At 65.1% G+C, this 20883-nt stretch carries 20 protein-coding genes; 12 read left to right on the top strand and 8 right to left on the bottom strand.

Annotation, left to right across the window (positions count from 1 at the left end):
- Window positions 1–17: 17 nt before the first annotated feature.
- Complete coding sequence (gene guaA / locus Q0877_RS04855; protein WP_299166174.1) at window positions 18–1604, top strand: glutamine-hydrolyzing GMP synthase; 1587 nt, start codon at window positions 18–20, stop codon at window positions 1602–1604.
- Between the two features lie 117 nt (window positions 1605–1721).
- The gene (locus Q0877_RS04850; RefSeq protein ID WP_299166173.1) at window positions 1722–5819 is read left to right on the top strand and encodes a DUF4011 domain-containing protein; all 4098 of its coding nucleotides are present in this window, start codon (window positions 1722–1724) and stop codon (window positions 5817–5819) included.
- A gap of 98 nt (window positions 5820–5917) precedes the next feature.
- On the opposite strand, the gene cpaB is transcribed toward Q0877_RS04850, so the two are convergent.
- From cpaB to Q0877_RS04835, 3 genes are all read right to left on the bottom strand, one after another.
- Window positions 5918–6586, bottom strand: a complete 669-nt coding sequence (gene cpaB / locus Q0877_RS04845; protein ID WP_299166172.1) for a Flp pilus assembly protein CpaB — start codon at window positions 6584–6586, stop codon at window positions 5918–5920.
- Between the two features lie 138 nt (window positions 6587–6724).
- Window positions 6725–7072, bottom strand: coding sequence for an FmdB family zinc ribbon protein (locus Q0877_RS04840; protein WP_299166171.1), 348 nt, complete (start codon window positions 7070–7072; stop codon window positions 6725–6727).
- A 92-nt stretch (window positions 7073–7164) separates the two neighbouring features.
- Window positions 7165–7848, bottom strand: coding sequence for a 5-formyltetrahydrofolate cyclo-ligase (locus Q0877_RS04835; RefSeq protein WP_299166169.1), 684 nt, complete (start codon window positions 7846–7848; stop codon window positions 7165–7167).
- Between the two features lie 72 nt (window positions 7849–7920).
- Between Q0877_RS04835 and galU the strand changes: the two genes are divergently transcribed.
- The 4 genes from galU (at window position 7921) to Q0877_RS04815 (ending at window position 11652) form a co-directional block, all read left to right on the top strand.
- A complete protein-coding gene (gene galU / locus Q0877_RS04830; RefSeq protein ID WP_299166167.1) occupies window positions 7921–8823 on the top strand; it encodes a UTP--glucose-1-phosphate uridylyltransferase GalU in 903 nt (300 codons plus the stop codon).
- Between the two features lie 8 nt (window positions 8824–8831).
- Window positions 8832–9452, top strand: coding sequence for a GNAT family N-acetyltransferase (locus Q0877_RS04825; protein ID WP_299166207.1), 621 nt, complete (start codon window positions 8832–8834; stop codon window positions 9450–9452).
- 249 nt (window positions 9453–9701) lie between these two features.
- Window positions 9702–10445 carry a hypothetical protein gene (locus Q0877_RS04820; RefSeq protein ID WP_299166165.1) on the top strand — a complete coding sequence of 248 codons (744 nt, stop codon included), beginning with the start codon at window positions 9702–9704 and terminating at the stop codon, window positions 10443–10445.
- Window positions 10446–10464: 19 nt separating this feature from the next.
- Window positions 10465–11652: a phosphotransferase gene (locus tag Q0877_RS04815; protein ID WP_299166163.1), complete on the top strand. Its 1188-nt coding sequence runs from the start codon at window positions 10465–10467 to the stop codon at window positions 11650–11652.
- 234 nt (window positions 11653–11886) lie between these two features.
- Here the strand turns inward: Q0877_RS04815 and Q0877_RS04810 are convergent, their stop codons facing one another.
- From Q0877_RS04810 to Q0877_RS04795, 4 genes are all read right to left on the bottom strand, one after another.
- Window positions 11887–12558, bottom strand: coding sequence for a response regulator transcription factor (locus tag Q0877_RS04810; protein ID WP_299166161.1), 672 nt, complete (start codon window positions 12556–12558; stop codon window positions 11887–11889).
- Window positions 12555–14264, bottom strand: a complete 1710-nt coding sequence (locus Q0877_RS04805) for a cell wall metabolism sensor histidine kinase WalK (protein WP_299166160.1) — start codon at window positions 14262–14264, stop codon at window positions 12555–12557. The genes Q0877_RS04810 and Q0877_RS04805 overlap by 4 nt, the downstream gene beginning before the upstream one ends.
- Window positions 14188–14568, bottom strand: a complete 381-nt coding sequence (locus Q0877_RS04800) for a hypothetical protein (RefSeq protein ID WP_299166159.1) — start codon at window positions 14566–14568, stop codon at window positions 14188–14190. The genes Q0877_RS04805 and Q0877_RS04800 overlap by 77 nt, the downstream gene beginning before the upstream one ends.
- Before the next feature lie 84 nt (window positions 14569–14652).
- Window positions 14653–15147 carry an Lrp/AsnC family transcriptional regulator gene (locus Q0877_RS04795; protein ID WP_299166158.1) on the bottom strand — a complete coding sequence of 165 codons (495 nt, stop codon included), beginning with the start codon at window positions 15145–15147 and terminating at the stop codon, window positions 14653–14655.
- Between the two features lie 148 nt (window positions 15148–15295).
- Between Q0877_RS04795 and Q0877_RS04790 the strand changes: the two genes are divergently transcribed.
- The 3 genes from Q0877_RS04790 (at window position 15296) to Q0877_RS04780 (ending at window position 17427) form a co-directional block, all read left to right on the top strand.
- Entirely contained in the window at window positions 15296–16543 is a 1248-nt protein-coding gene (locus Q0877_RS04790; RefSeq protein WP_299166156.1) for an MFS transporter, read from the top strand.
- Window positions 16544–16609: 66 nt separating this feature from the next.
- A complete protein-coding gene (locus Q0877_RS04785; RefSeq protein WP_299166155.1) occupies window positions 16610–17236 on the top strand; it encodes a helix-turn-helix domain-containing protein in 627 nt (208 codons plus the stop codon).
- A complete protein-coding gene (locus Q0877_RS04780; protein ID WP_299166154.1) occupies window positions 17233–17427 on the top strand; it encodes a hypothetical protein in 195 nt (64 codons plus the stop codon). The genes Q0877_RS04785 and Q0877_RS04780 overlap by 4 nt, the downstream gene beginning before the upstream one ends.
- Window positions 17428–17457: 30 nt before the next feature.
- Here Q0877_RS04780 and Q0877_RS04775 read toward each other — a convergent pair whose 3' ends face one another.
- Complete coding sequence (locus Q0877_RS04775; protein ID WP_299166153.1) at window positions 17458–17943, bottom strand: Lrp/AsnC family transcriptional regulator; 486 nt, start codon at window positions 17941–17943, stop codon at window positions 17458–17460.
- A gap of 78 nt (window positions 17944–18021) precedes the next feature.
- Here Q0877_RS04775 and Q0877_RS04770 point away from each other — a divergent pair, with 78 nt between their 5' ends.
- The 3 genes from Q0877_RS04770 (at window position 18022) to rsgA (ending at window position 20758) form a co-directional block, all read left to right on the top strand.
- Window positions 18022–18930, top strand: coding sequence for an N-acetylglucosamine kinase (locus Q0877_RS04770; RefSeq protein WP_299166152.1), 909 nt, complete (start codon window positions 18022–18024; stop codon window positions 18928–18930).
- 73 nt (window positions 18931–19003) lie between these two features.
- A complete protein-coding gene (locus Q0877_RS04765; protein WP_299166151.1) occupies window positions 19004–19453 on the top strand; it encodes an NUDIX hydrolase in 450 nt (149 codons plus the stop codon).
- 279 nt (window positions 19454–19732) lie between these two features.
- Complete coding sequence (gene rsgA / locus Q0877_RS04760; RefSeq protein ID WP_299166205.1) at window positions 19733–20758, top strand: ribosome small subunit-dependent GTPase A; 1026 nt, start codon at window positions 19733–19735, stop codon at window positions 20756–20758.
- The last annotated feature ends 125 nt before the right edge of the window (window positions 20759–20883 follow it).

Genomic DNA, 20883 nt, shown 5'->3' with positions numbered 1-20883 from the left:
CGCACTATTGTTGACGCGTGACTACCCCCGCTTCTGCTCCAGAACACCAGCCGGTCCTCGTTGTCGATTACGGCGCGCAGTACGCCCAGTTGATCGCCCGCCGCGTTCGGGAAGCGGACGTGTACTCGGAGATCGTTCCCCATACCCTCAGCACTGAGGAGATGCTGGCACGTAATCCCGTGGCCATCATCCTTTCCGGCGGGCCGTCCAGCGTCTACGCCGAGGGCGCCCCCCGCGTGGACCCCGAACTGTTCGACGCCGGTGTCCCCGTTCTCGGCATCTGCTACGGCTTCCAGGCCATGGCCTCCGCGCTCGGCGGCACTGTCGCAAAGACGGGCCTGCGTGAATACGGTTCCACCGACGTCGCCGTTTCCGATGGTCCGCGGTCCATCCTTGAGGGAACTCCGGAGCACCAGAACGCGTGGATGAGTCACGGCGATTCGGTCCAGGCGGCGCCGGACGGTTTTGACGTGCTGGCCAGCACAGCCGGCGCCCCGGTCGCAGCGTTCGCCAATGAGGGCAAGCAGCTCTACGGCGTCCAGTGGCACCCCGAGGTCAAGCATTCCGCCCATGGCCAGCAGGTCCTGGAGAACTTCCTCTTCAAGGGCGCACGGCTGGATCCCAACTGGACGACCGGCAACATCGTCGAGGAGCAGGTTGAACGCATCCGCCAGCAGGTAGGAGACGCGCGCGTCATCTGCGGGCTTTCCGGCGGCGTGGATTCCGCTGTCGCTGCGGCTCTCGTCCAGCGCGCAGTGGGCGATCAGCTGACCTGCGTGTTCGTCGACCATGGTTTGCTGCGCGAAGGCGAAGCGGAACAGGTGGAACGTGACTTCGTAGCCGCCACGGGCGTCAACCTGTACGTCGCGAATGAGCAGAAGCGGTTCCTGGAAGCACTCGAGGGTGTCGAGGACCCGGAAACCAAGCGCAAAATCATCGGGCGCGAGTTCATTCGCGCATTCGAGGAAGCCGAACGCGCCATCATCGCTGATGCGGAAGCCCACGGCGAGAAAATCCGCTTCCTCGTGCAGGGCACGCTCTACCCCGATGTCGTGGAATCCGGCGGCGGTGAGGGTGCAGCCAATATCAAGAGCCACCACAACGTCGGCGGTCTCCCGGAAGACCTGCAGTTCGAGCTCGTCGAGCCGCTGCGTACCCTGTTCAAGGACGAGGTCCGCGCCGTAGGCGCCCAACTCGGCCTCCCGGCGGAGATCGTCGGGCGCCAGCCGTTCCCCGGGCCCGGTCTCGGAATCCGCATTGTGGGCTCCGTCAACGCCGAACGCCTCGAGCTGCTCCGCAAGGCAGACGCGATCGCCCGCGCCGAACTCACGGCGGCAGGCCTGGACAACGAGGTCTGGCAGATGCCTGTGGTCCTGCTGGCCGATGTGCGAAGCGTGGGAGTCCAGGGCGACGGCCGCACGTACGGGCATCCGATCGTGCTTCGTCCGGTGTCCAGTGAGGATGCCATGACGGCCGACTGGTCGCGATTGCCGTATGACCTCCTCGCCCGGATTTCCAACCGCATCACCAACGAGGTTGACGGCGTCAATCGCGTGGTGCTGGACGTCACCAGCAAGCCGCCGGGCACCATCGAGTGGGAGTGACCCGCTTCCGGCAGTAGTTGCCGGCAGGGGAGTGAACACTTGATGTTCGCTTGAAATCCGGCGCCGGTCCGCGTTGCTTGCAGCTCTCGGCGGGCAGCGTCGGATAGCTTGTAAGACATGCCTATCTGGTCAAGATCAGGCCGCGAGGCCGCAGGGAAGAGGACAACCGTGCCAGTGCAGGATGCCGGGGACTCCGCTGAGGATTTCCTGATTCCGTGGCTGCGGAGGCTTGGTCCGCATGCCGGAACCGATACGCTCCTCCACTTCACGCCGTCGCGCTCAAACAGTATCGACCTTACGCATGCGCATCCGTCCGGTCTGGCGCAGCTACTGGCCGGCCGACGCACGCGCCTGTCCACGCTGCTTCGTGATCCGGACCAGTACGCGGCCGCCATGAAAGCAGCCCGTCTGCTGCGCGCCAAGGTCTATGAACTCGCCACTGAGCGTGGAATCGACGTGGGCTACCTCGCCGCGGGCACCGCCTCCTGGCGGTCCATGGACGACGGCGGCCGCACGGATTCGCTGACCGCGCCGGTTCTGCTGACTTCCGTTGCGCTGACCGTGCACAGCTCACAGGACGACTACGAACTCCAGCTGACTGAACAGGCCCACCTCAATCCGGCGCTGGTACGTACGCTGCACAGAGATCACGGTATCGATTTCGATTCCGACGCCGTTGCGCAGCTTGCCTACAGCACTGCGCGCTTCGATCCGCATCCGGTGCTGGACCGCCTCCGTGCACTCACCGACAACGTGCGCGGCATGACCATCGAGCACCACATTCTCGTCTCGACGTTCGCAGACCTCGCCGATGTCGGTGCAGACTCTGCCGTTCGTCCTGAGCACCCCTTGCTGTCGGCGCTCATGGATGCCGCCCGTGAGGGCATCGACGCTCCTTCCGGTGCGGAGGCTCCGTCCCGGGATACGCCGCTTGATGACAGGCACCCGTCCACCGAGCTCCTCATCCTCGACGCGGATCCCCGCCAGCAGAAAGTCCTTGACGCGGTGGTTGCCGGCGGCTCGGTCGTCGTGTCCGCTCCTCCCGGAACCGGCCAGACGCAAACTGCCCTGAACACGGCCGCAGCGCTCGCCGAGCAGGGTAAGAGCGTGCTCGTGGTCGCCGAGCGCCGGGGCACCCTGAACCAGTTCGTGCAGGAACTTGATGCCCTGAACCTTGGCTCGCTCGTGCTCCAGCTCAATGCCAACAGCAATTCCGTGCAGCTGAAAGACCAGCTGGTCCGGGCCATCGTCCGCAATGAAAAGGCTGTGCAGCCCAGGCTCGCGTCGCTGCATGAAACGCTTGTATCGCACCGCCATAAGCTGCTCGACCATGTCCGATCCCTTCACAACGTGCGCTCGCGCTGGGGGTGCTCGCCGTACCAGGCAATGCAATCCCTTGCGGAGCTTACGTCGCTGAATCCTGCTCCTGCCACCACCGTGCGGCTCAAGCGCAGCGTCATGGACAGCATTCCGAACCGGTCCGAACTGACGATGCGGCTCCGTCGCGCCGCTGAGCTGGGCGGCTTCTCCAGGGAAGCAACCCAGAGCCCCTGGTACGGCGCGAAACTGCGCAACCGCAAGGAGACTGAGCACGCCCACAGTCTTGCGGTGGACCTGGCCCGCGACATTCCATTGCTGCGCGAGAAGGTTCGTGCGGTCGCGGAGCATTCCCATATTGAACTCGGAACCACGTTCGAGGAGTGGGGCGGTCAGCTGGACCTGCTGGTCGCAGTGCGCGCCAGCCTCGATAAGTTCACCCCGGATATTTTCGACCGACCGGTCACGGACCTCATCTCGGCAACTGCGCCCTCGTCCTGGCGGCGTGAGCGCACCATCGAGATGAGTTCAATGACGCGGTCACGCCTTCGCAGGGTCGCGAAAGAGTATGTCCGTCCCGGCGTCCACATCGCAGACCTCCACCAGTCACTCGTCGAGGTGCAGGAACAGCGCACGCTCTGGACTCGGTACGCGACCACTGAACGGCATCCCTCGGTGCCCACCGGGCTGGCCGAGATCAACAGCTTCTACCGCACAATCGACTCCCGGCTGAAGGAACTTACCTCCATCCTGGCCGGCACGCCGGATGAGCCGAAGCTCGCCGCGCTGCCCCTCGACGAGCTCGCCGCCCGACTCGCGGGCCTTGCCCGCGACAAGCAGAGCCTTGCGACGCTTCCTGAGCGCACCCTGCTGCTCGACGAGATGCGCGAGAACGGCCTCGGGGAGCTGCTGGACGACCTCGCCGCGCGGGAAGTGGGTGCACGCCAGGTTGGTGCAGAGCTTGAACTGGCGTGGTGGCAGTCGGCTCTTGAAGCGATGATCAGCGGGGATGACTACCTCGCGATGTCCGACGGCGCCAGCCTGCGAACGCTTGAAGCTGAGTACCGGCTTGCTGACAACGCACATATCGCCTCCGGCGCCGGCCGAATCCGGTGGGCACTTGCGGAGCGCTGGCGCGCGGCGCTCGAGACCATGCCCGCCGAGGCGGACCAGTTGCGTGGCCTGCTCCGCGAGGGCGAGCCCGGGCTGGACGCGCTCAGTGAACAGGCCGATGAACTGGTTACTGCGCTCATGCCGGTCTGGGCAGCCAGCCCCCTGATTCTTCCGCTGGTCCTTCCCGAGGACAAAACGTTCGACGCCGTCATCGTGCTCGATGCCGAATCGATCTCCCTGCAGTCCGTGGTGCCGGCGCTGGCACGCTCACGCCAGGTTATTGCCTTCGGTGATGACCGGCTCGGGGGCCCGCGCAGCTTCACAGTGTCGGTCGAGGACGAGCGCCGCAACACCCCGGAACATCTTCCGAGCGCCTACCGGGCACTGGCGGCGGTACTGCCGTCACTGGCGCTCCGGGACGTCTACCGGGGAGTGGACAAGGACCTTGCCACCTTCCTCAGCGAACGCTTCTACGACAACGAACTGACGCGGCTACCCTCCGGATCGGAAATCACCGGCAGGGGCCGTGCACTGACCGTCGAGTATCTTCCCGATGGAACGGGCATGCCGAGCTCCGATCACGACGGCGTTGAAAGCGTCGCTGCCGAAGTGACCCGTGTGGTGGACCTGGTGTTCGAACACATCCGGCAGCGGCCGAGCTACTCCCTGGCCGTTGTCACGGCAAGCACCCGTCACGCCCAGCGGGTAGGCGAGGCTGTTCGGCTCACCATGGCAGACGCGCCCTGGGCAGCGGACTTCTTCAAGCCCGGCAACGAGTCGTTCCGGGTGGTTCCGATCGACCGCGCGGCCGGGCTCACCCGCGACGCGGTGATTTTCTCCCTGGGGTTCGGGCGGACGCCGCATGGGCGTGCACTGCATAACTTCGGCCCCCTTTCGGCTCCGGACGGCCGCGGCAAGTTTGTCGCCGCCATGACCCGGGCGAGGTACAAGCTGCACGTTCTGACCTGCTTCCGTCCCGAGGACCTGGACCCCGAGCGGTTGGGGCACGGCGCGCTCGACTTCTACGAGCTCCTCCGCAGGGAGCTCTCGGAGGACGGCCGGCACCCGGCTGCAGAAGCCGATACCGCGAACGAGGATCCGCTGGTTGCCGACCTGGTGGACCGGTTGCGTTCCCGCGGTGCCGCAGTGCGCAGCAATTATGACGGCGTACTGGATATCGTTGCTGCCGGGGGACCGGAAGCCCGGACCGACAGCGACGGCACCGCCCAGTTTGTTCCGCCGGTAGCCATCGAGTCGGATGGATCTGATCGCTACCGACGCATGACCGTCAGGGAGCGCAGCAGGCTGCAGCCTCAACTCCTGGAACGCATGGGCTGGCGGTACATGCCGCTGTGGACCATCGAGGTATTCACGGATCCTGAGGGCTGCGCCGATCGGATCTCGGGTTATCTTGGTCTGGAGCAGGCGGACCGGCCGAGTCCGCGCCGGGCAGCACAGCAGCCGCCTGCAGGAAACGGAGAGACGATGGGAACCGCAGCAGACAGCACCCAGTCCAACGATGAGGCGCAGCAGGAGACCTCGCAGGGGGAAGCTCAGCAGGAGGAGACCGGGGCAGAGTCCGGGACTGGCGCCGAAGCCGAGGTCGGGACTGACACTGCAGGGCCGGCCGAAGTCCAGCCGAGTTCAGAGGCCGCCACGAGCACGGCGCCGCATGGCGACGTTCTTCCGCAGCGTGCCGCTGAAGACGATCCCCGTGGTTGGAATGACGAGGACGGCGACCAGGACGAGTGGCTGAAGGAGCAGAAACCTCCGCACTGGAGCTGACAGGTTCGCCTGCCGCAAACCTGGGGTTGACTCGGCACAGTTCAGGTGCGGCACAGTTCAGGAACGGCCAGCGCTGCGTGGCGGATTCATCAAGCCGTTCATGGTGCCGCTGTCAGCACCAGGTGAACCTGGCCGGTGCTCGACGCGCCGGCCAGCGCTGCAGCCTCGTCAGGATTCGCCGCAACTACCACCAGGCCGTCTTCAGTTCCCGACGGCGCAGAGAACGGGCCGGCCCCCGCTTCCTCCGATGTCCATAACACCGGCACACCGCGCGCCAGGATGGTGTTCTTCGCTGATACCTCAAACCCATTGCCGGTGCTGAGGACTACATCGACCCGCTGCCCGGGCGAGAGAAGTTGAACGGTTGAGGCATCGGCAGGACGGAGAGGAACGGCTACCGTGCCCTCCGGACTCCCGGCTAGGAGGCCGGCGCCCACCAGAAAGTTCTGTGCCAGGACATCACCGGCGTACACGGGTGTTGCCAGCTGTTGCCCGGCAACAAGCTCGGGCGATGGAAACGAGTGTTCGGGTACAGCTGCTTCGGGAAGCCGGACAATGGCAAGCTGATCCGCGGTAAGGACAGTACCCACCGGAAGATCGGCCGATGCGGCAACAACCGGTACGGTTGCCGGCTCGGCCGGCAGGAGCGCCTCAACGGTTACACCCGCCGCAATGCAGAGGACCCCCGCTGCCAGCAGGCGCCGCTTGCGGAAGACGAACGCGCGAAGCCGGCTCTGCAGACGGTGGGGCGCAACAGGATTCTTCATGAACCCAACGCTATGTAACGCGCCCCCGAGGTGGCGGAGCAAGCACCACTATGTGGAAAAACCGCCCCGGAAGGACCGGCTGTGCAGGACAGCCGGAACTTCCGAGGCGGAGAAGTGTTGTTTCCTTAAGGTGCGGGTCTACGCCGAAGCGGCAGCCGGCGCCGTCTTTGCTCCCGTGGAGGTTCCGGAAGAGGAAGCCGAGGACGACCCGGTTTTTCCTTCGGAGCCCGATGCTTTTCCTTCGGAGCCTGCCGACGTCGAGGCGGGCTTCGTGGGGGAGGTACTGCCGGCCTCAACGGATGAGGAGGCGGATCGGGAGTCTGTGCGGTAGAAGCCCGATCCCTTGAAAACGACACCCACGCTGTTGAACTTCTTGCGCAGCCGGCCCTCGCACTCGGGGCATACCGTCAGGGAGTCATCCGAGAACGACTGCTGCACATCGAAGGCGTGACCGCAGTCCCTGCAGGCGTAAGCGTATGTAGGCATGGACAATCCTCCTGTGGGAAAGCTGTTGGTGGGCGGTCCGCGATGCCCTGGTTCCCACCAGATTTGGCACTCGACCCGCCCGAGTGCCAATTCTACACTGTTTGGCTCTTTGATGAGGAACGCGCAGGCGGCGTCGGGCGCAATCCGGAAGGAGTGAAGGCGCCGTGGAGGGGCATGTCCAGTAGCGTTGCTTCGATGCTGCCCACGGGCAGGACTTCCTCGTCGTACAGGTAGCCCAGCCGTGCGGCGTCGGGCTGTTCGAGGACCAACTGGGCAAGGAACCGGTCGTAGTACCCGCCGCCCTGGCCGATTCTGTTTCCCTGCACATCCATGCCGAGTCCGGGAACGAGAACGAGGCGGAAAGGCGTCAGGGCCGTGAAAGAGCTGCGTTCCCCAACGGGCTCCCAAAGTGGCGCACGAGGGCTCCTGGCGAGCTCCACGCCGGGCTTCCAGCGCACCCAGCTCAACTGGTACCGCGGCTCACACACGGGCACCACGACGTCGTACCCCGCCGTGATGAGGGTGGGCAACAGTACCTCTGTGCCCGGCTCCGGCGGAGCTGACAGGTACGCTGCAATACGCCGGGTAGCGGGGGCGGGGTTGGTCTCCAGCCAGGCCAGCACTCGCCCAGCCAGCGCTTCCGCCGCTGTCCGCTGCTGTTGCGCAGAGAGCCCGCGTCGCCGCTCGCGCAGCGTCCGGCGCAGTTCCTCCTTGACCGCAGAGGTGCCCGACGACGGGTTTGCTGAGGGCTTCGGCAACGGCGCTGATGAGTCCATGGTGGCACTGTACAGCGGGCGCGGCGCGTCGCACGTGCATCGAAGGAGCAGCCAATTCTGTAGTGTTGTGGCATGACTGAGCGACCAAGAGTGAATAAGGCCGTCATTCCCGCAGCTGGCCTGGGTACCAGGTTCCTGCCGGCCACCAAGGCAATGCCCAAGGAGATGCTGCCGGTTGTGGATCGGCCGGCCATTCAATATGTGGTCGAGGAAGCGGTCGACGCCGGTATCAATGACATCCTCATGATCACCGGGCGCAACAAGAGGTCGCTCGAGGACCATTTCGACCGGGTGCCGTTCATCGAGCAGACCCTTGAGGCGAAGGGTGATCTCGAGAAGCTGGCATCAGTGCGCCGTGCCTCCGAACTCGGCGACATCCACTACCTGCGCCAGGGCGATCCCAAGGGCCTCGGGCATGCAGTGCTGCGTGCCAAGCTCCATGTCGGGGATGAGCCTTTCGCCGTGCTGCTCGGCGATGACCTGATCGACGAACGCGATGAATTGCTTGAGACCATGATCGAGGTGCAGGCGAAAACCGGCGGCTCAGTCATCGCCCTGATCGAGGTGGACCCGGATCAGATCAGTGCCTATGGCTGCGCAGACATCTCCTCACTCGATGGCGAGGACTATGTCCGCGTCAACAAGCTCGTCGAGAAGCCGGCAGCCGACGAGGCGCCGTCCAACCTGGCGGTCATCGGCCGCTATGTGCTGCACCCGCGGGTCTTCGGCGTCCTCGAGGAGACGGGCCCGGGCCGCGGCGGCGAGATTCAGTTGACGGACGCCCTGCAGACCCTTGCTGCTGCTGAGGGAGAAGGCTCCGGCGTCTACGGTGTTGTGTTCCGCGGTCGCCGGTATGACACGGGGGACAAGCTGAGTTACCTGAAAGCAGTGGTTACCCTTTCATCCGAGCGCGAGGATCTTGGACCTGACCTGAGGAAGTGGCTGCAGGAGTTCACGGGCTCCTTCGACCGCTAACAACGGACATGTGGGGTCGGTTTGCCTGGCCGGTCACCCTTGAAACCGGCAACCTTGTGTTACGTCCGCTCCGGCACCGCGACAAGCGCGAGTGGATGGAGCTGCGTCAGCGCAACCTCGAGTGGCTTTCGCCCTGGGAAGCGTCCAATCCGGCTCCGGGCGGATACCTGCCGACGTACCACGAGATGGTCCGCGCCCTGAATTCCCAGGTCCGCTCCGCCAGCGCCCTGCCCTTTGTGATCGCGGAGCGGCCGGAGTCAGGGCGTCCCGCCATGGCAGGCCAGCTCACCGTATCCGGGATCGTGTGGGGTTCCGCCCTGACGGCGACTCTCGGCTACTGGGTGGACAAGGAGCGTGCGGGCAGGGGGATCGCCCCGACAGCGGTTGCCCTCGCAACCGACTACTGCTTCTGGGAACTGGGCCTGCACCGGATGGAAATCAATATCCGCCCGGAGAACTTGGCCAGTCTCCGTGTGGTGCGGAAGCTGGGTTTCCGGGACGAGGGGGTCCGCAAGGCGTACCTGCACATCGCGGGTTCGTGGGCGGATCACCGCTCGTTTGCACTCACAGCGGATGAGGTTCCAGGCGGTCTCCTGCGACGCTGGCAGGAGACCGCACCGCGGGTCTAGCCGAACTTCTCGATTTAGCCCCGGACACACCGCGGTGAATGAGAGTCAGAAGGCGCATCTGCTCCTAACGTTTTGTAAGTGGACTTCTCTCTGAACAGCTCAGTCGTACTGGCGGCAATCGTCGGGCTCTGGCTCATTTGGGTCGCTCCTTTTCTGTTGCGGCACAGGCAGCCCCTTCCCGTTGCCGGCGTTGCACACATCGCACTACAAGGTACCGCACACGGCAACGCCGGGTTCGGAAGGAGCGTCATGACTATGTCCGCCGCCGAGGATTCACGGCCCGCATCCGGACCAGCAACCCCAGGGCGGGCGGGCGGCTCTTCGAAAGTGCCGGGCGGGACGCCAAGGCTCCGCATCCGCTGGGACCGGCTCTCGATTGCGCTGGTCGGCGCGGTTGCGCTCGTAGCGGCACTGGTCACCGCCGTGCTGGCCGTCGTCGGGCTGGTCCCCTCGATCGTGCCGGTGATGGCTCTCCTGCTTGCGATTGCGAGCATCGCAGTGCTGCGCACCCTCGCGGTCCGCGGCCGCCGTCGTACTTCGCAAGCGACGCCTGCCGCAGCGGAGGAACCCGCTGAGCCTGCTGCGCGACAGGCCCCGGCAGTACAGCGGCCCACCACCCTGTTCAACGCCGAGGACACCGGTGAGAGCGCGGCAAAGGAAGACAACAGCAACGACGACGCCGGCGCAGAGACCGCTGCGCCCGTCCAGTTCACCGCGGCCGAGCTGCGTGCAGCAGCGCTCGCCGTTGCCGCTGAGGCGGGGGAGAACACCGTCGGCACAGGTGCGCCCTGGCAGCCTGTGGATGTGCCGAAGCCGACGTATGTTGAGGCGCCCAAGGCTGAGCGGGAAGATCCGGCTCCACTCGACCTGCCCGAGGCGCCGAAGCCGCAGGCGAAGACGCCCATCAAGAACGGCGCTGTAGCTCCGAAGGTTGAGGCACCCGCTGCCCCCAGGATGAACCTGGACGACATCCTGCAGCGTCGCCGCGCGTAGTTCAGGATCCGCTCGCTCGGTGACGGAAGCCGGCGAGGTCTCATTGCTCGAAGGGCCGGCCGTTGAACCGGCTCTAGCAACAGCAGCGGCACAGTTGATCGGCAGGCTGGAGCAGTGGTCGCTGCGGGGTATGCACCACCGCCCGGGCGCCGGAGTCACCGGAATCTATGCCGTCCGGTGCCGCACTCCGGACGGTCAGTTGGAGGGATTCCTGTGCCTCACCACACGGACCTTCGAGGGTACGTTTCCTCGTTCGGTGCGGCTGCGCGGCCCGGGAGGCATTGCGCTCCTGGCATGGAGCCACCCCAACGATCCGCTGCTTCCTGACCTGGCATGGGCCTGCGACGCCAATTCCGTTGGCGCAGCCCTCTTCGGGGTTCGCGCCGCCAAGCTCACAACTTTAGGCTACCGGCCGATGAGAAGGGCTGTACTTCGAGCGGAGGGAGCGGGAGAAACGCGCTTCCTGAAGGTGTTACGGCAGGACCACGTTGCGCCGCTGCGCCGCCGGCACGAGTTGTTGCTCGACGCCGGCATCCCCGTCCCGCAGCCTCTGACCTCACCGCGCAAGGACGTGCTCGTGACCATGCCGGCGAAAGGAACGCCCCTCGCCTCGCGGTTGATGCTGGACGGCGCAGCCGACCTCGCACCACGGACACTCATAGACCTGCTGGAACGCCTCCCACAGGGCGCACGCAACCTGTCGGCCAGACCGCCATGGTCCGCTCGGGTGCGGGACTACGCACGCGCGGCGACCGCCGCGCTTCCCGCGGAATCGGCGAGGATTGCGGAGCTCGCCGTACGCGTAGAAGGAGTGATCCGGACTGAACCTGCCGGCCCGGTGGTGGCAACCCATGGCGACTTCTATGAGGGGAACCTCCTGATCGAAAACGGCCAGGTCACCGGTGTCCTCGATCTCGACGGTGTGGGCCCCGGACACCTCGTGGATGACTTGGCATGTTTTTTGGCTCACCTTGCCGTGCTGCCGTGCGTCGACGAGCGGTACGTTCACGTTCCCGGTGCCCTGACGCGGTTCCAGGGGGCGTTCGAGGAGCGGGTCGAAGCCTCAGCGCTTCGCGCAAGGACAGCGGGCGTAGTGATGACCCTCATCGCCGGAGCGCGCAAGCCAGGGCAGAACCAGCCCGACGACGGCTGGCGGGCAGACGCCCTGCGGCGTCTGCGGGTGGCAGAACACTTCCTCGGCTCCTAAGCCGGCCTGTTCGATGGGAATTCATGAGAGCTTTCTCATCCGGTTTTCCTCGTGCTCTCACATTTAACGGTCATGCTCGAGACACCGGACCTGTGGCCGTACGAGACACCAGCTGTTTGTCGGCCATCTCCGAAGGACCCGGGCGCGTTCCCCCAACCGCGCCCGGGTCCGCCCCTGTACGAGGGGGCGTTCAAACCACGGCCCGCCAAGGCACAACGCAGTATGGAAGCGGGGTCAGGAGTCGTCCGCGACAAGCCGATAGCCCATGCCGCGCACAGTGGCGAAGCGCTCCGCGCCCAGCTTGTTCCGGAGGTACCGCACGTAGACGTCCACAACGTTGGAACCGGGGTCGAAATCGTACCCCCAGACACGGGAGAGCAGCTGCTCCCGGCTGAGCACCTGCCCGGGATTGCGCAGGAACGCCTCTGCGAGGGCGAACTCCCGTGCTGAGAGGTCAACTTCCTTTCCGTTCACGAGGGCCCTGCGGGACCGGAGGTCAAGCTGGAGATCGTTGTGCGAGAGCACAGAGTTGTCAGCGGATGGAGCTTCCTGGCGGAGGCGCAGGCGCACCCGCGCGAGCAGTTCCTCAAACCGGAAGGGCTTTGACATGTAGTCATCCGCGCCTCCCTCAAGGCCGGCAACCGTGTCATCAATCGAGCTGCGCGCCGAGAGGATGATGACCGGGGTGGTATTCCTGGACTCCCGCAGCCGCCGGAGCACGGTGAAGCCGTCCTGGTCAGGCAGCCCGAGGTCCAGCACAATCAGCTCGAAGTCACCGGTCTGGGCAAGATGGTAGCCATCCCGTCCGTTGTCGGCGACGGTCGGCACGTAGCCGGCGGAACGCAGACCCTTGGCCACGAACGAGCTGATGCGGTCTTCGTCCTCGACAATCAGAATCTGGCTCACGAGTGATCTCCCGCAGTTGTGGATGGGGAAGAGTGGACGGGCAGGTGCGGGATTGCCATGGTGAAGGTGGCTCCCTGTCCGGGAGCTGACCGGAGCTCCACCTCGCCGCCGTGCGCCTCGGTGATGGCGCTGACGATCGTGAGCCCAAGGCCGGCACCCTCGGTGCGTTTGCTGCTGGCTCCGCGTTCGAAGCGCTCGAAGATTCTCCTCTGGTCTTCACGCGCGATACCCGAACCTTCATCCCGCACCCAGAGCCACACGCCGTCGTCATCATTGCGGGAGCCAATCGCGATGGTGGTGCCTTCCTCGGTGAACTTCACCGAGTTGGCGACCAGCTGCAGCCAGGCCTGTGTAATGCGGCGGGCATCCAGTACAGCGATTGCCTCTGCCCGTGCGTCGATGATCCAGCGGCGAGCGCCCAGCGTGCGGGCCTTGTCCATCACGTCGTCGGTGAGCCTGCCCAGGTTCACCGGCTCGGGGCGCACGAAGTTGGGCCCCGCAATGCCGGCGAGGGTAACCAGGTCATCCACCAGCAGGCGCATGCGGTCGAGCTCGTCCAGCGCGATGTCACGCACTGCCTGAACATCGCGCGGATCTGTTGAGTCCTGCAGCTCAAGGTGGCCCTGCACAATGGTGATCGGCGTGCGCAACTCGTGGCCGACGTCGTCAAGCAGCCGGCGCTGTGACATGAAGGAAGCCTCCAGCCGGTCCAGCATCGCGTTGACTGTGCGGGTGAGTTCGGAGAGGTCGTCATTGCCTGTGACCTCGATCCGCTGGGAGAGATCCGTCTCGGTAATGCGCTGAGCTGTGGTCCGGACCCTGCGGATCGGATCGAGCAACTTGCCCACGAGGAGGAAGCCGACGACGCCGATCAGCACGAGGGTGGCGAAGCTGATGAGCGAGTAAGTGCCGAAGGTCCGGTTCAGCTGGCGGTGCTCCGCCTCGGCATCGAAGGCCAGAACGAAGAAGGTGGGCTCGGCATCGTCCGCGAGCAACACCGGCGCCACCATGACCCGGTAGTTGGTGAAGTCTGTTCGAACGGACTGGATAGTCACCTGTTCCGGCGACGCCGTGTCGGTTACGTAGCTGACCAGCGCGGGATCATCCTCAAGCCGGACTTCGACTTCCTCATTGGCGAAGAAAATCACCTGATCGCCGCGGACCGCCATCATTCCCTCATTGGGCTCGGTGAGGGTTCGCTGCATGACCAGGTAGACCAGCTGATCTGCTTCCCGAAACGGCTGCAGTGTGTTGGGATCGATGCCCGTCGCCAGCAGCGTCTCGAATTCCTGGAAGCTGCGCGTAAGCGATTCGTCCATGTCGTTGTTGAGGTCATTGCGCTGGAGCGCATAAGCGGTGGCCCCGGCCAGCAACAGTCCCAGCGCGCTGAGTACCAGCATGGCGGTAAGCACGCGAGTCCGTACGGAGGAATACCCTCGAACCGACTGCCGCAGACGGGAGAGAATGCCGGGCCTGTCTTCCCGCTCGTTCCCGGCGTCGGAGGTAGCTTCAGGGGCCGGCGGAACCCTTACCAGAATCGTCGGTTCGGAGGACGGCGGGGGGCCAACCCGGATGCGCTCCGTGGGCGGGGCCTCGCTGGACGGTGGGGAGTCCGGACCGGCGTCGGGCTTAGTCATCATCGATCTCGCCGTCGTCATCATCGCCGTCGTCACCGCCGCGTCCGCGCCCGCCGTTGTCATCGTCATCGTCCTGGGTTGCAGGCGGCGGGGCGGGAACCACCGCGGGCGGCGGCGCAACGGATTGGGTCGGCTCGGCGGAAGGCTCATCCGAAGGCGACGCGGGTACATCAGAGGGTGAAACCGACGGTGCCGGCGTTGGCGACGGCGTCCCGGGAGGAGCCGGGACTTCTGTGTCGGTCACCCCGACCGCCGGGCCGAGGTTTTCCGGCGCAGGGCTACGCAACACACCGATCATTGCCACGCCAACCGCTACAACGGCACCCGCGCTGGCTGCGGTGATGAGCCAGGTGTGCACTTGCGACCGTTTCATGCATCAAGTATCTCCGCACATCATGAGATGAAGATGAGAACGGCGGCAACTTTCTGCACGGGCAGCGGTTCAGGTGGCAACTGTTCAGCCGCCCGTGACGTGTTTGCCCTGTGACTTCTCGGTGAGCAGGCGGTCAAGCAGCGGCTCCACGCGGTACGGAATGTGTTCATGGAGCGCCAGGACTGTTTCAGTACGGATGACACCCTTGATGCGCAGAATCGACCGGAGGGCTGACTGCAGCTGATGCGTGTCCTTCGCCGCAACCCGGCACCAGACATCGCCCCTGCCGGAAATTTCATGGACTTCGAGCACATGCTCCAGCGTTCGCAGGGCAGAAATGACACCGTCCAGCTCGCGGTGGGTCACTTCGATCGTGACGAAAGCGACGACGTCGTAATCCAGGCGGGCAAGATCCAGTTCCCTTCCGCTCCGGCGCAGGATTCCCGACCGAAACAAGCGCTGCATTCTCGCCTGCGCTGTGTTGCGCGCCATACCAAGCGTTTCGCTCAATTGGCTGACCTGTGAGCGCGGGTCTCGGACAAGCTCGCGCAGGAGGCGGATGTCGGTCTGGTCCAGCATGCGCTCAACTCCTCGTTGCGCCCGTTGGGGAGCCGGATCTCCTCAAGTTTTGAGCACGATGATCAAAGTACGTCCGTTTGAGCTCCCACGCTAACACTTAGACCTCACCATCAATAGGAGGAATGGTAAGAATCGACGGAAGGTGAGCATGAGCGTCATCAGCGAATTGCGCATGCGCCCTGCCCCCGTGAAGGCTCCCCGCTGGGACGCATCGGTGCGCACCCGGCTGGGTCTCACCGTCGTCGTTCTGGCCACCCTGCTTGTCGGGGCGAATCTTGCGACTCCGCTCTACCCGCTCATCCGCGCCGGCCTTGGCCTGAGCGCCTTCGATACGACGGTAGCTTTCGCCGCGTATGTCCTGACCCTGGTCGCGGGCCTGCTTCTGGTGGGTCACTGGTCGGATCATATCGGCCGCCGGGCTGCACTGGTGCTCGCCGTTCTGACCGGCGTTCTGGGAGCCGTTGTTTTTGGCGCCGCCACCTCGCTTCCGCTGCTGGTGCTGGGCCGCTGCCTTCAGGGCGCCGCCGTGGCGTGCGCTACCGGAGCCGGTTCAGCCGCCCTTCGGGATCTATTGCCGCACCGCCCGGAATGGGCGTCACGCTTTACCCTGGTGGCATCCGCCGGGGGAGTGGCGGCGGGGCCGATGATCGGCGGACTGCTGTCGCTGCTGCCCGAACCCACCCGGGTACCATTCGGGCTGTACGCGGTCTTCCTGACCTTGCTGCTGATTCCGCTGGTGCTCCTAGATGCGCGCCCGGCGATCAAGCAGGCGCAGCCCGTGCGGCCGCTGTCCGCGCTGAAGCCAAGGCGCCCTGCCGTGTCACGAACCGCGCGCCGGGCATTCTGGTCCGCCTCCGCCGTCGGGTTCCTCAGCTTCGCGGTCTTCGGTTTTTCGCTCAGCCTGGCGCCAACGTATGTCACCACCATGGCCGGAGAGGTCGGCAGGCCGATCGTCGGATTGATCGCCGGCCTGGTGCTGGCGGTTTCGGCAGCGAGCCAGCTGTTCCCGCAGGGCGCCGCGAAGCCTGCTCAGGCTGGCGTGCGCGGCCTGCTCGTGATGGCGGTCGGGGTCGCGCTGATTCCGGTGGCGGGCGCTGTTGGCAATGTTCCGCTCCTGATCGCGGCGCTGGTTCTTGCCGGGGCAGGTCAGGGCGTTGCCTTCCGGACCGTCTTCAACGCAGTTGCGCAGCAGGTTGAGGGATCTCAGCATGCGCAGATCATCAGTACGGTCTACGTGATTACCTATCTGGGCAGTGCGGTCCCGGTACTGGGCCTTGGGCTTGCTGCCGATGCCGTAGGGCTGACGACGGCGGTCGGATTCTTCGCAGTGATGGTCGCCGCAGCCTGCGTGGCCATGGCGGTTGTCCTCCGGCGAAGCGTCATGACGGGCGGCTAAGACCAGCAAAATGTTCTTTGCAAACAAAGCATTGCAAAGAAAGCTTTGCAAGCGTATTCTGCTGCTATGGAGTCAGCTAAGCCGAACGATCGCACCGTCGATATCAACGCACTGAAGGCGCTCACGCATCCACTTAGGATCCAGCTCCTCAATGCGTTGTCGCAGTTCGGACCGCAGACTGCCAGTGCGCTCGCTGCCCGGCTCGGTGAGTCGAGCGGCTCCACCAGCTACCACCTCCGGCAGCTGGCCAGACACCAGCTCGTCCGCGAAGTGGAGGGTCGGGGATCAGCGCGTGAGCGCTGGTGGGAGCGCCCACCCGGCGCCCTCAACCTCTACTCCAGCGAAATGGCTCAGGATCCCGGCACCCGGGATGTTGCCGCAATCGTCAATCGGGAGTTCAGCCACAACCGGGCAGCACTGCTCGAGGACTACATGGAGCGCGGTCCGCTCGTGCTCCCGGAGGAGTGGCTGGATGCCTCGGTCATCTCCACCATCAATGCACGCCTCACGGCTGCCCAGCTGGCCGAGTTGTCGGATGAGCTGATGCGGCTTGCACGCGACCTCTTCGAAAAATACCGCCCGAACGGCACCGCATCGCCTGACGCCAAGGCGGTACAGATTCACCTCAATACCTTCCCCATCGTTCAGGGCCAGTTCCCTGAGCCTCCTTTCCGAAAAGAGAACACGCCATGACCACGCTCAGCGGCTTCTATCCACCCGCGCAACCCTCCGGATTCGACGCCCTCCTCATCACCGTTGGCCGCTGGCTCGTCACCACAGGCGAGCGGCTGGCTGCACAGGAACACGCCATGCTGAACCACAGTGCACATGAGGAACGTCTCCGTGACGGAGCGGCCCTGCGCCATTCCGGACTCTGGCACTAGGCATACTCAGGCGCTACGAAGACTCTGGCGCTAGGAAGGCGGAAGCAGGCCCGCGTTGCCTTCCATACGGTTGAAAATGAGGGTGGTCTCCGTGTGCCCCACAACCGGATCCGTCGTTAGGTAGTCCAGCACCCAGTCCCTCAGGGCATCGGTGTCGGGAACCGCGAGGTGAATCAGGTAGTCCACCGCGCCTGATACGTGGAAGGTGGCAACCACCTCGGGCAGGCCGGGTACCCGTGAGGTGAACCTGTCGATCTCCTCACGGTTGTGGCCCTTCAGCTGCACTGAGATCAGGGCCTGCACGGCCCGCCCGATCGCGGCGAGGTTCAGTTCGGCGTGGTAGCCGGTGATGACTCTCCGCTCAGTCAGCTGCCTGGTTCGGAGCAGCGCCGTGGAGGGTGCAACGCCCACCTTCTCGGCGAGCTGCGCATTGGTGATCCGCGCATCTGCGAGCAACTCCTGCACAATCCGACGGTCCACCGGATCGAGTCCGTCCGCTTTGCCACTGTTCGTCATGCGGGAGCTCCTGCTTCGCCTGTGGTCCTGTCTGCGGGAATTCCTTTAGCCTACCGGCGGGTGCGTAACCTTGTGCCCATGCCAAAGCACACGCTCGACGAGTTCCCAGCTTCCGACGTCGTCGGTCTCGACATCGGTGGAACAAAAACCCATGGAGTGCGGTGGCGCGACGGAGAAGTGGTGGCGGAAGCAATCTGCGGCAGCGCCAACGTCCAGAACGTTCCGCGGGAGGAAGCTGACCGGAACCTGGCCGAACTGTTCACGGCCCTGGCCGGTCGGGTCGGCCGCGTGGTGGCGGGGTCCGGCGGCGTGGACACCGACGACGACGCCGAGGCCCTCAGGGAACTGATCGCCCGGCAGGTGCCGAACGCCCGCATAGACGTTGTGCATGACACGCGCCTTATCCTCGCCGCCGGCGCAGCCACGACCGGCATTGCAGTCATTGCCGGCACAGGATCCGTGGCATGGGGACTGGACAGCGAGGGCAGGCAGGCGCGTTCGGGTGGCTGGGGGTACCTGCTCGGCGATGAGGGCAGCGGGTACTGGGTGGGCCGTGAAGCGGTGCGCGCAACGCTTCACCGCTTCAACCGTGCAGAACCGCTCGGCATCTTGGGCGAGTCGCTGCTCCGGGCCGCCGGGGTGCAGAAGCCCGAAGAGCTCATCGCCCTGTTTCACGGGCCTTCCGGAAGACGTTACTGGGCCGGCCACGCGCATCTCGTGTTCGACGCGGCCAAGGCCGGCGACGAGGCCGCGCAGCAGATCATCAACAGCGGCGCCCGCCACCTCCGCGGTCTCATTGCCGACGTTGCCTCGGTTCTCGGCGTGCGCCGTCCTGTCATCATCGGCGGCGGCCTGGCGGTGCACCAGCCGAAGCTGCAGGAACTCCTGCGCGCCGGGCTCGCGGAGGAGGGATTCGACGAGGTGTGGTTCCTCGGCATCGACCCCGTGCACGGTGTGGACTACCTGCTGCGCACCGGCGCGCTGTAGCCGGCGGCGCGCTGCTGCTGCAGCAGGCTGGCACCGCTCCGGGCCCACGCGCGGCAGGTTTAGACTGGCGTTCATGGCGCAGGAGTGGGACACCCGGGTAGGTGCGTATGCCGTCGTCGTTCGGAACGGGATGATCCTGCTTGCGCACTGGAACGAGCACGGCAAACAGGGATGGACGCTCCCCGGCGGTGGTCTCGAACTGGGCGAGGATGCGCCCACCGCGGCAGTCCGCGAGGTGCTGGAGGAGACGGGCTACGTCGTCGAACTTGACGAGCTCCTCGGAGTGGACAGCCTGCAAATCCGGCCGGAGGACCGGCTGAACGGCTCGGGCAGGCCTCTGCATGCGCTTCGGATTGTTTACCGCGCGCATCCCGTGTCGGGTGAGCTCGTTCATGAGCTGGACGGGTCGACCGATGAAGCGGCCTGGGTTCCAATCGCCGAGGTGTCCAACCTGACGCGCGTCGACCTCGTCGACAAAGCGATTTTGCTCTCTTACCAAAGTCCCAGCCGGGCGCTACTATAAAACTCTTCTGTCAGTCCTCGGACCACCGGGAACTCAATCGACTCGCCATCGGCGCTGAGGGAGGTGACGTTATGAACACGGTCTCTGTTGCTGTATTTCGCCCTGTAAAGGCACTACCAACGATCCAATTCGTAGCCCCCGCCTCCCACCTGCATTCGCACTGACTCGTTCCCTGCAACGGGTGGAGGCCCTTCCAAAGGACTTCCCTTGAACACTCTTGCCGAATACGGCTTCACCGACCGCATCCGTGGTCTGTTCCTTCTATCTTTCCCCTCCGCGATCTCTTCAGCTGAATCTCCAACTGAACTTCCGGCCATTGAGCCGGCCCGAGCGGTCCGCGCCGACCGGGGGCGCGTCCTGCTGATGACGCATCACGGGCCGCTGCACGTGGAAACCGACGGCAGCGTGGTCACCGGGGACTGGGTGGCGCTGGCACGCAACAACGACGACGGCGCCTCGCCACCCGTAGTCGTCGGCATCCTTCCGCGCTACGCCACCCTGCAGCGGAAGCGGGCGCATGATCCGCTGTCCGAGGCGCAGGTCCTGGGCGCCAACCTCGACCTCGTGGGCGTGGTGGTGCCCATCGACCGTCCGCTGTCGGCCAACCGGCTCGAACGAACCCTTGTCGCGGCATGGGACTCGGGGGCAGTCCCGATCATCATCCTGACCAAAGCCGACCTCAGCAGCCGGTTCGATGAAGTGGTTGCCCAGACCATCGAACGTGCCCGCGGCGTGGAGGTTTTCACAACCTCCGCCGAGGCCGGAGACGGCCTAGATGCACTGCACGAGCGGATCGGTGCCGGAAACACGCTGGCGCTGATCGGGCCGTCCGGGGCCGGCAAATCGACTCTGATCAACGCGCTCGCCGAGACCGACGTCCAGGACACGGGACAGGTGCGCGCGGGGGACGGCAAGGGACGGCACACAACAACGGCACGCGAACTCATTCCGCTTGGATCCGGCTCGGTGCTCATGGATACGCCGGGCGTCCGGGGATTTGCTCTATGGGATGCGGAGGACGGTCTCGAGGCGGTGTTCGGGGATATCGAGGAGCTTTTTCCACACTGCCGCTTCAACGATTGCGCCCATAATGCCGAACCCGGGTGCGCTGTCCAGGCGGCTATGGACGGAGGTGCCCTGGAGGAGCGCCGCTGGCTCAGTTACCAAAAGATGCAGCGGGAACTTGCCAGCCTCCACCGTCGTCAGAGCGTCGTGGAGCAACGCCGCCACGGCAAGTCGTTTCATCGGGTGGCGAAAGAGGCGGCCAAGGCGAAGGACTATCGAAACCGTTTCGCGGAGGGGTGAGAAACGCGGTGTTGGTGACTTACAACACCGCTCATCAAGAGGGAACCGGTTCCGTGCTGCCGATTCGAAACAAAGTCTCCGGATGGGCCATACAAGCGCTTGTGCGGTACGAACGCCTAGCTAGA

This window comes from uncultured Arthrobacter sp. (assembly GCF_947495145.1).
In the GTDB taxonomy this organism is placed as follows: domain Bacteria; phylum Actinomycetota; class Actinomycetes; order Actinomycetales; family Micrococcaceae; genus Arthrobacter_D.
This window is presented reverse-complemented; position numbering and strand designations above follow the sequence as displayed.